The sequence below is a fragment of the Polaromonas sp. P1_H6 genome, assembly GCF_056405195.1.
The window spans coordinates 96735-108818 of the sequence record NZ_JBFUCN010000019.1 but is presented as its reverse complement, the minus strand read 5'-3'; the positions used below and the strand labels follow the sequence as shown (position 1 = coordinate 108818).

The window sequence follows — 12084 nt, the reverse complement described above, 5'->3', positions numbered from 1 at the left end:
CCTTCAGTCTATGCGGATGCCGTTGGCGGCAATGACCTTGCCATAGCGGCTCCATTCGTCCTGGGTAAAGCGGGCCAGGTCTTGCGGCGAGCCGGGCTGGGTCCGCACGCCCAGGTTGCCGAACTTCTCCAGGACGTCGGGCTGTTTGAGCACGGCCACCAGCGACGCATTGAGGCGGCCGACGACTTCTTTGCTGGTCCTGGCGGGCGCGTACAGCGCATACCAGGCGTTGACTTCAAAGCCGGGATAGCCCGCCTCCGAAAAGGTGGGGACGCCTGGCAGCTCGGACAGCCGGGCGGATGCCGCGACGGCCAGGGCCCGGACCTTGCCGCCCTTGATCAGCGGCGCGGCGCTGGTCAAGGTATCCAGGATCATGTCGAGCCGGCCGCCCATCAGGTCCATGGTGTGGGCATTGCCGCCTTTGTAGGGCACATGGTTGATCTGGATATTCGCGCTTTGCTTGAACAGCTCGGCCGCCAGGTGCAGCGGGGAGCCGTTACCGGCGGAACCATAGTTCAGTGCGTTCGGCTGGCGCCGTGCGGCGTCGACCAGCGAACGCAGGTCGGTATAAGGCGATTCTTTGGCGACGATCAGCACCATGGGCACGACACCGATGGTTCCCACAGGGGTGAAGTCGGCGATGGCGTCATAGCCGGGCTTGGCATAGAGGTGAGGGCTGACCGCGTGGCTCGCCAGCGAGCCCAGCACCAGCGTGTAGCCGTCGGGAGCCGCCTTGGCCGCCGCCGCCGTACCAATGGTGGTGCCGGCGCCCGGGCGGTTGTCGATGATGACCGGCTGCTTGAGGATCTCGCCCATCTTCAGCCCCACCAGGCGCGCCACCGCGTCGTTGGCGCCGCCGGCCGGGTAAGGCACCAGCAGGGTCAGCGGCTTGTTGGGATAGTCGCTTTGCGCATAGGCCGCGGGGCTCAGCCCGCAAGCTGCCAGGGCGGCAAGCAGCAGTATCCGGCGGGTGGCCCGCCGAATGGTGGGAGGAAAAGTTGGCATGGTCATTGTCTCCTTATGTATTTTTCAAACGGTTCAAACGGTTCAAGCGGTCGAGAGCGTTGAGGGCCTTTTCGGGCCGATCACCCGGGCTGGCCCGGGCAGAGATACCTGGTGCGCGGGCCCAGCACCAACAGCGCTTGTTTCAAGGCCCTAGCTGACGATGCCCAGGTGCCAGGGCACAAATTCGTGGTCGCCCAGGCCCAGCGCCTCGCTCTTGGTCGGCTCGCCGGAGGCATGGCGCAGGATCTCCTCAAAAATCCGCCGGCCCATCTGCGCGACGTCCAGCTCGCCGTCCAGGATGGCGCCGCAGTTGATGTCCATGTCTTCTTCCAGGCGCTTGAACATGGGTGTATTGCTGGCCAGCTTGATCGTGGGCGCCGGCTTGGAGCCGAACATGGAGCCCCGGCCCGTGGTGAAGCAGATCAGGTTGGCGCCGCTGGCGATCTGGCCGGTCGAAGCCACCGGGTCGTAGCCGGGCGAGTCCATGAAGACAAAACCGTTCTGGGTGATCGGCTCTGCATACTCGTAGACCGCCTGCAGCGGCGTGGTGCCGCCCTTCATGGCCGAGCCCAGGGACTTCTCGAAGATGTTGGCCAGCCCGCCCGCCTGGTTGCCGTGCCCGACCACGCCGTTGAACTGGGCGTTGTGGCCCGCCGTGTATTTTTCCCACCAGGCCAGCCGGTCCAGCAGCTTCTGTCCCACTTCGGGCGTGACGGCGCGGCGGGTCAGCATGTATTCGACGCCGTGGATTTCAGGGGTCTCCGACAGGATTGCGGTGCCGCCGTGGCACACCAGGATGTCCATGGCCGCGCCCAGCGCCGGGTTGGCCGTGATGCCCGAAAAACCATCCGAGCCGCCGCACTCCAGGCCGATCTTCAGGTGGCTCGCCGGCACAGGCCGGCGCCTGGCCGCATTCGCTTCGGGCAGCATCTCAAGCACGGCCGCAATGCCGGCTTCAATCGTGGCGCGGGTGCCGCCGACCTCCTGCATCACCATGGTGCGCATGAGTTTGCTGGTCTCCAGGCCCTGCGACTCCACCAGCGACGAGACCTGGTTGCGCTCGCAGCCCAAACCGACGATCAGCACGCCGGCCAGGTTGGGATGGCGCGCATAGCCGGCCAGGGTGCGGCGCAGCACGTCGAAATGTTCGCTGGGGGAAGACATGCCGCAGCCGCTGGTTTGCGCGAAAGCCGCCACGCCGTCCACGTGGGGGAAAGCCGCCAGCCGCTCCGGCGTGAAGTGGGCCGCGATGTTCTTGATGACGGTGGCGGAGCAATTGACCGACGACAGGATGCCGATGAAATTGCGGGTGCCCACGCGGCCGTCCGGACGCACAAAACCCATGAAGGTGGCGCGCTCGGCTTCCGGCACATAGTCCACCGGCCGCACGTCCCGGCCGAAGGCCGGGTCGCGCTCAAAGTCCACCAGCGCCATATTGTGCGAATGCACGTAGTCGCCCGCCTCGATGTCGCGAGCGGCCATGCCGATCACCGTGTCGTACTTCAGGATGCGCTCGCCCTGCGCGATGCGGCAGGCCGCGACCTTGTGCCCCGCCGGCACCTGCGCTCGCGCGCGTGCGCCGGTCCCGGGCAGTTCCTGGCCCAGCGACAGCGCGGTTTTGGCGACCAGCACGTTGTCGTTGGCGTGCAGGCGGATCAGGGGGCTGGCGGCAGGGGATGCCGTGAAGGCTGTGGTAGTGGCGGTGGTAATGGCGGTCATGGTTCCGTTCAGGTCAGGTCCTAGCTCTTCATCAGCTCCTTGAGCTTGAGCTTGTCGATCAGGGTGGTTTCTTTCTGGTACATGGCGGCGACGTATTTCTCATAGTCGGGGCCGTCCAGGTAAAGCACCGGCGCATCGATCCTGTCGGCCACCTGCTTGAACTCGGGGCTGGCCACGGCCACACGGAAGGCCTCGCGCAGCTTCATCGCGACGGCCGGGTCCAGGCCCTTGGGTGCGCCTATGCCATTGGGCGCATCCACCACGACGTTGTAGCCCAGCTCCTTGAGCGTGGGCGCGTCCTTGAACCGCGAGGCGCGGCGTTCGCCCCAAGTGGCCAGCAGCCTGAGCTTGCCCGCATCGACATGCGGCGCCCAGGAGCTGGAATCGGCCAGCAGGTCCACATGCCCGCCGAGCACGGCCTGCAGCGCCTCGGCGCCGCCTTTGTAGGGGACATGGTTGAACTGGATGCCGGCGGCAAGCGCGAACTCTTCCATGCCCACGTGCGTGGCGCCGCCGACGCCCGCGTGCGCATAAGTCACCTTGCCGGGATTGGCCTTGGCAAAGGCCACAAGCTCCTGCAACGATTTGAAGCGCGAGTCCGCTGGGACGGCCATGCCGAAAGTCTGGCCCGAGGTGCGGGCCAGGTAGGTCAGGTCCTTGAGCGGGTCGAGTTGCAGGGTTCCCAGCTGCGAAAAGCGCGTGACGGAAATGGGAATCTGGCCGATGGTGTAGCCGTCGGGCTTGGCGGAAGCCAGGGCCCGGGTACCTATCATGCCGGAAGCACCCGCCTTGTTTTCCACCGCGATCGACTGGCCCAGCACGCGCGAGGCGACCTGGCACAGGGCGCGCATGGACTGGTCGGCGGTGCCGCCCGCGGGCCAGGGGCAGATGAAGGTGATGGGGCGTTCGGGATAGCCCTGGGCCAGCGCGCGCAAAGGGTTTGCCAATGCGCCGGCACCGGCCACGGCGCCTGCGATGAGCAGGCTGCGGCGCCCGGCGTTGAAAGGAAAATTGGGAACCTGGGGGGAAGTTGTCATGGGGTTTGTCTGCCTCTGGGTGGATGCCGTGCTGCGGCTTTGCCGCATTTCTTGTTCCCCGATTCTTGCCAGCTTCTTCATAACAACCTAATCGATTATTGGAATCGCTTCATAGCCTCTGGGTTAACATGAAGCATGACCCAGATCGACCGTGTCCTGCGTTCCAACATCAAGCTGCGCCACCTGCAACTGGTGGTGGCGCTCGACCAGTTCCGCCACCTGGGCCGAACCGCGGAATTCCTGTCGGTCAGCCAGCCCGCCGTGTCGAAAATGCTGACCGAAGTCGAGAGCATGCTGGGGCTGGCCCTGTTTGACCGCTCCACCCGCGGCACCGAGCCGACCTCCAGCGGCGAAGCCATCGTCCGGTTTGCCCGTTCGGTGCTGGCCGAGTACGAACGCACACGCGACGAAATTTCGGCCGTGGCCAGCGGCGCGGCGGGACGCACGCGCGTGGGCTCCATGGTGGTGGCGATGCCGGTGCTGCTGGCGGGCGCCGTCAAACTGCTCAAGCAGCGCTCGACCCTGGCGACGGTGCTGGTGGAGGAAGGCGACCTGACGCGGCTTTTGCCCCGGCTTCGCATGGGCGAGCTGGACCTGTTCGTCGGCCGCCTGGAGCCCGGCTATGCAGCTCCCGACCTGGTGACGGAAGCCTTGTTCGACGAACCCATGGTGGTCGTGGTCAAGCACGGCCACGCGCTCATGCGCAAAAAGAATCCAGGCTGGAACGATCTGGCCGGAATACCCTGCGTGCTGCCCCCGCCCTGGGCATCGCTGCGCGTGAAGATAGAGCAGACCTTCTTTCGCCATGGCCTGAATCCGCCCAGCGACATCATCGAGACATCGTCTTTCCTGGCGCTCAGCACCTTTGTGCAGCAACGCGACGCGGCCGGCTTCCTGGCGCGCTCGGTCGGCCTGCACTTCCAGCGGGAAGGCCTGCTGGATGTCCTGCCGATCGAGGTTCCGATTGAACTGCCACCTGTCGGACTCATCACCGTGCGGGGACGGCGGCTGACACCCAGCAGCGAGCAGCTGATGGCCTGCCTGCGCCTGACGGCGGAATCCACGCGGCAATTTGATCCACAGCCCAAGATTCGCAAGAACCGCAAGCCGGTGCAAGTGCGTGTGACTCCTTCCCCCGCTGGGGGAAGGTAGCGATGGGGGCCCGCGGCGTACGAATCATCGCGGCTCAAAATAAAGCCGAGGCCCCCATCCCAGCCTTCCCCCAGCGGGGGAAGGAGCAAGAAGCTCAACGTCCTTCAGACTGCGCTGAAATCCGGCCGGCGCTTGTCCATAAAGGCCGAGAAGGCCTCTTTCGCGGCCGGTTCACCCAGCATGCGGCCGAAGCTCGCGCCCTCCTCGGCCATGCGTTCGGCCACGAGGGTGGCATTGCCTTTTTTCATCAGCCGCTTGGTTTCCATCAGCGCGCTCAGGGGCTTGGCCACCAGTTTTTGCGCCTGCCTTTGTGCCAGCGCATTGGCTTCGGTGGGCGGCACGATGCGGTTGATCAGGCCGATCTCCAGTGCCGTTTCGGCCATGAAAGGCTCGCCCAGCAACAGCGCTTCGGCCGCGCGCGGGTAGCCCATGAGCTGCGGCACCAGGAAGCTGGACGCCGCCTCGGGGCACAGGCCCAGGTTCACAAAGGGCATCGAGAACGCGGCGTTGTCGCCCGCATACACCAGGTCGCAGTGCAGCAGCAGCGTGGTGCCTATGCCGACGGCCGGGCCGCACACCGAGGCGACCAGCGGCTTGGGAAAGCTGCTGATGCCGCGCAGGAAGCGGAACACCGGCGAGTCCATGGTTGCGGGCGGCTTGTTCAGGAAATCGGCAATGTCATTGCCGGCCGAAAAAATCGTTTCATGGCCCTGTATCACCACCGCGCGCACTGCCGCGTCGTGATTCGCCGATTCGAGTGCGTCAGCCAGGGCGCCGTACATGGCGGAGGTGATGGAATTTTTCTTGTCCAGGCGGTTCAGTGTGATGGTCATCACGCCCGCGTCGATGTGGCTCAGGATTTCGGGGATGCTGCCGGTGGAAATTGGGGTGGGAGTGTTCATGGTGTTTTCCGTTGAGACGCCAAGTGTAGGGGCCTGCGAGGCGTTCTCATTCCTTGTAATAAACGATCTGCGTGCTGGTGGCCAGCAACACGCCGGCCTCGCTCCACAGCTGCGCGCTCTGGTCGAAAAATCCGTTGCGAAAAGCCTGCGCCTTCGCTTGTCCCAGCAAAAACCCCTCGCCGCATTCCGCGAGCTGCCGGCTGTCCGCATGGAAATAAGTCGTGATGGAAACCGTGCCGGCCGGCACACGCGTGGCGCGGCGCAGCCAGACGCGCGGGTAGAACACGTCGGACATGGCGGCCAGCGCCGGGAAGTCCAGCGGACGCGGCGGGTCGTCGCGCACCCAGAGCTGGGTGAGGCTGTCCACCCCGCTACCGTCCCAGACCTGCGGGATCACGCCGCGCACCGGCCGCATGTCGTAACGATTCGTCCAGGCGGAGGTGGCAAAGCGCAGCCGGCCCGTCGCATCGGCCAGCGTCACTGCGGGCATGGGCGTGTCGTTGAGGCTCCAGGTCTCGCGGCGCACGGCGGTCACAGCGGTGGCTGTCATCACGGCACCGCCGGTGTCGCCGCCCTGCGACAGCTCCACCGTCCAGTGCTGTGTCGAGCGGTTGGTGCGCACGGGTTTGGCCGTGACGCTGAACGGCCCTTCGGCCATGGCCGCCGCATAGTTGACCGTCAGGGCGACCGGCTCGCCGAGCAGGGCCGGGTGCAGCAGGATGGCGCGCAAGGCCGTGGCCGCCGTGGTGCCGCCGAAGGGCCCCACCATATTCCAGTAATCGGGGCTGCTGTGGCCCAGCCAGGTGTCGGGCCTGTCGGCGCCGGCGGCTTCGAGCCGCAGCGCCTGGTCAAAGGAGTGGGGGTTGCTCATGTCGGCAAGTGTGCAGCAGCTTTGCGGTTCAGGCGGTCTTCCTGGCGACGCCGGCCATGCCTTCGATGATCTGCTGGGCACGCGGCCACAGGGTGTTGTTGAACTGCTCGCGGAAGAAACCGAAATGGCCGATGCGCCTGACTTTGAGGTCGGCCGGCGCGATGCGCTCAAAGCTGCGCGGCGCATTGGTATAGAGGTTGATCAGGTTTTGCGTGCCGCGCCAGGTCATGAGTTCGTCGTCGGTGATGGACAGCGCCGTGACCGGGAAGCTGACCTTCCCATAACTGAGGCGCGCGCTTTCGCCTTCGGCGCCCACGCTGTACTGCGGGTGCAAACACCACTTGCGCCACTGCATCATCACGCCGGCCGGCAGGTCGCCGACCTTGCGCAGGCTGCGCCCCGGGAAATAGCCGAAGAGCCGCGTTGCCAGCGGCACCAGCACGTACCAGAAATACAAAATCATGCGCCGCAGTTGCGGCGCGTTGTCGCGCCAGTAGCCACTGCCCGCCGCGATGCTGACCAGGCCGTTGATCTTCTCCTGGTTCTTCAGGAAGCCCGGCAGTTGCGCGCCCAGGCTGTGGCCCAACAAATACAAGGGTGCATCCGGCAAGGCCGCCTTGGCGGCATCGACGACGGCTTCATAGTCACTGGCCCAATCCAGCAGGTCGGCCTTGAAGCCGCGCAGGCCGCCCTTGGCCGTTCCCGGCAACGAATCCCCCGAGCCGCGGTAGTCAAAAGTGGTGACCCGAAAGCCCTGGCTCGACAGCCACTGCGCAAAAGACGCGTAGTAATGCTGCCGCACCCCCATGGCCCCGCCAATCACCACACTGGTGTGGGCAGCCAGGGTTGCGTCATAAACCCGCAGCGAGAGCTGCGCCGTGCCGGTATCGAGAGTCTGGATCTGCATGGATGCCTCCTGAAAGTTATCAGCAATTACCATCAACTAACCCGGTCACGGCCCCAGCCACAACGGCCTCAAGGGCGTAGCGAGCGGGATGAGATGCAAGGCGGACGGAGCGGACCCACCGGAACGTACTTCAGGTACGTGAGGATGGGGAGCACCGGACCAACGCCGCAGATCGCCCGCGCAGTAGCCAATGACTACACCCGCTCGAAGATGCCGGCTGCGCCTTGTCCCATCCCTACACACATCGTCACCATGCCGTACTTGAGCTGATGCCTGTGCAGCGCATGAATCACCGTAGCCGCCCGGATCGCACCCGTAGCCCCCAACGGATGGCCCAGCGCGATCGCGCCGCCCATGCGGTTGACCTTGGAGGCATCCAGCTTCAGCGTGTTGATGACAGCCAGCGACTGCGCGGCAAAGGCTTCGTTCAGTTCAAACCAGTCGATGTCTTCCTGCTTGAGGCCGGCGTAACGAAGGGCCGCGGGAATCGCCTCGATAGGGCCTATACCCATGATTTCAGGCGGCACGCCCTTGGCGGCATAGCTCACAAAACGTGCGAGCGGCTTGAGGCCGAACTGCTTGACCGCTTTTTCGCTGGCCAGCACCAGCGCGCCCGCGCCGTCGGAGGTCTGTGAGCTGTTGCCGGCGGTGACAGAGCCGCGCGCGGCAAACACCGTCTTGAGCTTGGCCAGCCCTTCGAGCGAGGTGTCGGGGCGCGGGCCCTCGTCCAGGCTCACGGTACGGGTCTTGGCGACCACTTCGCCGGTTTCCAGGTTGGCCGTGCGGTCGGTCACTTCGACCGGCGTGATCTCCATGCTGAACTCGCCGGCCTGCTGGGCTTTGATGGCTTTGAGGTGCGACTCGAGCGCGAACTGGTCCTGCGCCTCGCGCGAGACCTTCCACTGCTGGGCCACCTTCTCGGCCGTCAGGCCCATGCCGTAGGCGATGCCGACGTTCTCGTCGTTCATGAACATGCTGGGCGAGAGCGAGGGCGAGTTTCCCGACATGGGCACCATGCTCATGCTCTCGGTGCCGGCGGCAACCATCACGTCGGCCTCGCCCACGCGGATGCGGTCGGCCGCCATCTGGATGGCCGAGAGGCCCGAAGCGCAGAAGCGGTTGACGGTGATGCCGCCCACGCTGGTCGGCAGGCCGGCCAGCACCGCGCCTATGCGCGCCACGTTCAGGCCTTGCGGGCCCTCGGGAATCGCGCAGCCGCAAATGATGTCTTCAATCGCCTTGGGGTCCAGCGACGGCACTTGCGCAAGCGCGGCCTGCAGCGCCTTGACCAGCAGGTCGTCGGGCCGCATGTTGCGGAAATAGCCGCGGCCCGATCGCCCGATGGGCGTACGGGTGGCGGCGACGATGTAGGCTTCCTGGACTTGTTTGGCCATGATGGTTTCCTTCAATTTCTCGGTTAACTTTTCCGTGGGCCGGAGGGAATCCAGGCCCAGACAAATTCGCATTCCACCGGGTTCACACCGGCTTCATCGGTCACGGTGACCGGCACGGTGACTTCACCCTTGTCGCTGGCCAGCATGGCCGCGCGCTGAGCCTCGCTCAGCATGGCCACGGCGCGCAGGGCCCCGGTGGCGCGCTTCTTGAACGCCATCTTTAATTCCTTGGCCAGCGGGATGCAGTCGTCGCGCACGTTCATGCCCACCACCATGCCGGTGGCGGTTTCCGCCAGCAGGTTCATGGCCGAGGCATGCACGCCGCCTATGTGGTTCTGCACCCTTTTCTCGTTCCGGATGCCGATCTCGACCCGGCCCGTCGTCATCTCGACGAACTCCAGGCCGGCGGTACCGGTGAACGGAACGGCTCGGCGCAGCACCACATTGCGGAACCAGGGGCGCGCAAAGGCCGGCACTTCGGTGAGCCGTTCCAGTTGCCGCTCCAGGCGGTTGGGGGTATGGGTAGAGGTGGTCATAAAGATAAAGGGTTCGTGATTGAGAAAGCGTAGCGAGGAGCCATCAGGCTAGGCGCGGGCGCCCGAAGAAAACCGGAGCGACCTTGAAGGTCGTGAGGATTTTCTTTGGGCTGCAACGACGCATGGTGGCTCCGCAGTAGCTTTATCAATTACGAACCGGTTTGCCGGTGCTCATCATGCCCATGATGCGTTCCTGAGTTTTTGGATGCTCAAGAAGAGAGCAGAACGCCTTGCGCTCCAAGGTCATCAAATACTCTTCCGTTACCAGCGTGCCCGCATCCACGTCACCACCGCAGACCACACCCGCGATCAGCCCTGCGATGTGGAAGTCGTGGGCGCTGATAAAGCCGCCGTCACGCATGTTGACCAGCTGGCCCTTGATGGTGGCCCAGCCGTTGCGGCCGACAACGGGGAACTGGCGCTTGTGCGGTGCGCGGTAGCCCGAGTTGAACAGCGCACGCGCCTCGTTGAGCGCGACGAAGAGCAGCTCATCCTTGTTCGGCACGATCACGTCGCTGTCGAGCAAATAGCCGATCTTGCGGCTTTCAATCGCGCTGGTGCCGACCTTGGCCATCGCGGCGGCCGTGAAGCCTTCGGTCAGGAAGGGCAGGATGTCCTTGTTGGTCGACGTGCTCGCATTTTCCGCGGCACGGCGCGCGATATAGGTCAGGCCGCCGGCGCCGGGCACCAGGCCCACGCCGACTTCGACCAGGCCGATGTAGCTTTCCATCGCAGCCACGCGCTTGGCCGAGTAGACCGCCATTTCGCAGCCACCGCCCAGCGCGATACCGCGGATGGCCGACACCACGGGCACGGCCGCGTAGCGCAGCTTGAGCATCACATTCTGCAGTTCGGCCTCTGCCCCCTCGATCGCCTTGGCGCCGCCCATCATGAAGGCGGGCAGCATGGCCTGCAGGTCCGCGCCGGCCGAGAACATCTCGTCGTTGGACCAGATGACCATGCCCTTGTAGCTTTTCTCGGCCAGGTCCACGCCCATGGCCAGGCCTTCGGCCACGTCGGGGCTGATGGCGTGCATCTTGGTCTTGATGCTGGCGATTAGCACGTCGTCGTTCGCGCCGCCCAGCGTCCAGAGGCGGATGGCGTCGTCTTCATGCAAGGTGGTGCCCGCCGTTTCAAAGGCCGGCGCTTTCGAGCCCAGTACGTCCTCGGGGAAGAACTGGCGCTCGTAGACCGGCAGCTTGCGGCGTGGAATGAATTTCTTCGCGGATGCGCTCCACGAGCCCTGCTCGGTGTGCACGCCGCCGGCGTCGGCCACCGGGCCCTTGAACACCCACTCGGGCAGCGGCGCCTTGGACAGCGCCTTGCCGGCGTCAATGTCTTCCTGGATCCAGGTCGCGACCTGTTTCCAGCCGGCCTGTTGCCACAGCTCGAAGGGACCTTGCTTGGAGCCAAAGCCCCAGCGCATTGCGAAGTCGATGTCGCGCGCGGTTTCAGCGATGCTTTCCAGGTGCACGGCGGCGTAGTGGAACTGGTCGCGCAGGATGGCCCAGAGGAAGCGCGCTTCGGCGCCCTCGGCTTCGCGCAAGAGCTTCAGACGCTCGCCCGCGGGCTTCTTGAGCATGCGGCCCACGACCTCATTGGCCTTGGCGCCCGCCGGCACGTATTCCATGCTTTCCGGGTCCAGGCGCAGGATGTCGCGGCCCTGTTTTTTGTAGAAACCAGCGCCGGTCTTCTGGCCCAGGCTTTTGGATTCCAGCAGCTTGGCCAGCACGGGCGGCGTGCCGTAGATGTCGGAGAACGGGTCTTCCACCTTGCCGGGGCCGAGGTTGTCCTGCAGCGTCTTGATGACGTGGGCCATGGTGTCCAGGCCCACCACGTCGGCGGTGCGGAAGGTGCCCGAGCTCGCGCGGCCCAGCTTCTTGCCGGTCAGGTCGTCGACCACGTCGTAGCTGAGCTTGAAGGTTTCGGCTTCCTTGATGGTGGCCAGCATGCTGGCGATGCCGACGCGGTTGGCGATGAAATTGGGTGTGTCGTGGGCGCGGATCACGCCCTTGCCCAGTGCGCTGGTGACAAAAGCTTCCAGGTCGTCCAGCACCTTGGGTTCGGTGGTCGGCGTGTTGATCAGTTCGACCAGCGTCATGTAGCGCGGCGGGTTGAAAAAGTGGATGCCGCAGAAGCGCGGCTTGATGGATTCAGGCAGCGCCTCGCTGAGCTTGGTGATGGACAGGCCTGAGGTGTTGCTGGCGACGATGGCGCCTTCGGCGATGAAAGGCGCGATCTTGTGGTACAGGTCGGTCTTCCAGTCCATGCGCTCGGCGATGGCCTCGATGACGAGGTCGCATTCGCGCAGCAGCTCCATGTTTTCTTCATAGTTGGCCTGCTGGATCAGTGCCGCGTCTTCGGGCACGCCCAGCGGTGCCGGCTTGAGCTTCTTGAGGCCTTCGACCGCCTTGATGACGATGCCGTTCTTCGGGCCTTCCTTGGCCGGCAGGTCGAACAGGATGACCGGCACCTTGACGTTGGCCAGGTGGGCGGCGATCTGCGCGCCCATGACGCCGGCGCCGAGCACGGCGACTTTTTTGACTTGGAATCGTGACATG

10 protein-coding genes are annotated in these 12084 nt (G+C 65.0%); 1 reads left to right on the top strand and 9 read right to left on the bottom strand.

Annotated features, from left to right (window positions below; genetic code table 11):
* Positions 1–3: 3 nt before the first annotated feature.
* From AC1D1F_RS17380 to AC1D1F_RS17370, 3 genes are all read right to left on the bottom strand, one after another.
* On the bottom strand, positions 4–1005 hold the full coding sequence (locus AC1D1F_RS17380; protein WP_477676348.1) for a Bug family tripartite tricarboxylate transporter substrate binding protein: 1002 nt from the start codon (positions 1003–1005) through the stop codon (positions 4–6).
* 150 nt (positions 1006–1155) lie between these two features.
* Positions 1156–2724 carry a UxaA family hydrolase gene (locus AC1D1F_RS17375; protein WP_477676349.1) on the bottom strand — a complete coding sequence of 523 codons (1569 nt, stop codon included), beginning with the start codon at positions 2722–2724 and terminating at the stop codon, positions 1156–1158.
* A gap of 20 nt (positions 2725–2744) precedes the next feature.
* Positions 2745–3761: a tripartite tricarboxylate transporter substrate binding protein gene (locus AC1D1F_RS17370; RefSeq protein WP_477676350.1), complete on the bottom strand. Its 1017-nt coding sequence runs from the start codon at positions 3759–3761 to the stop codon at positions 2745–2747.
* 135 nt (positions 3762–3896) lie between these two features.
* Here AC1D1F_RS17370 and AC1D1F_RS17365 point away from each other — a divergent pair, with 135 nt between their 5' ends.
* On the top strand, positions 3897–4913 hold the full coding sequence (locus tag AC1D1F_RS17365; protein WP_477676351.1) for a LysR substrate-binding domain-containing protein: 1017 nt from the start codon (positions 3897–3899) through the stop codon (positions 4911–4913).
* Between the two features lie 104 nt (positions 4914–5017).
* Here AC1D1F_RS17365 and AC1D1F_RS17360 read toward each other — a convergent pair whose 3' ends face one another.
* The 6 genes from AC1D1F_RS17360 to AC1D1F_RS17335 all read right to left on the bottom strand — a co-directional run bounded on the left by AC1D1F_RS17360 (position 5018) and on the right by AC1D1F_RS17335 (position 12083).
* Positions 5018–5815 carry an enoyl-CoA hydratase gene (locus AC1D1F_RS17360; RefSeq protein ID WP_477700789.1) on the bottom strand — a complete coding sequence of 266 codons (798 nt, stop codon included), beginning with the start codon at positions 5813–5815 and terminating at the stop codon, positions 5018–5020.
* A gap of 46 nt (positions 5816–5861) precedes the next feature.
* Positions 5862–6686: an acyl-CoA thioesterase gene (locus AC1D1F_RS17355; RefSeq protein WP_477676352.1), complete on the bottom strand. Its 825-nt coding sequence runs from the start codon at positions 6684–6686 to the stop codon at positions 5862–5864.
* A gap of 28 nt (positions 6687–6714) precedes the next feature.
* Positions 6715–7593: an alpha/beta hydrolase family protein gene (locus AC1D1F_RS17350; RefSeq protein WP_477697154.1), complete on the bottom strand. Its 879-nt coding sequence runs from the start codon at positions 7591–7593 to the stop codon at positions 6715–6717.
* Positions 7594–7787: 194 nt separating this feature from the next.
* Positions 7788–8987 carry an acetyl-CoA C-acyltransferase gene (locus tag AC1D1F_RS17345; RefSeq protein ID WP_477676354.1) on the bottom strand — a complete coding sequence of 400 codons (1200 nt, stop codon included), beginning with the start codon at positions 8985–8987 and terminating at the stop codon, positions 7788–7790.
* A gap of 23 nt (positions 8988–9010) precedes the next feature.
* Positions 9011–9523, bottom strand: a complete 513-nt coding sequence (locus tag AC1D1F_RS17340; RefSeq protein WP_477676355.1) for a DUF4442 domain-containing protein — start codon at positions 9521–9523, stop codon at positions 9011–9013.
* A 145-nt stretch (positions 9524–9668) separates the two neighbouring features.
* Positions 9669–12083, bottom strand: coding sequence for a 3-hydroxyacyl-CoA dehydrogenase/enoyl-CoA hydratase family protein (locus tag AC1D1F_RS17335; RefSeq protein WP_477697153.1), 2415 nt, complete (start codon positions 12081–12083; stop codon positions 9669–9671).
* Between the last annotated feature and the right edge of the window lies 1 nt (position 12084).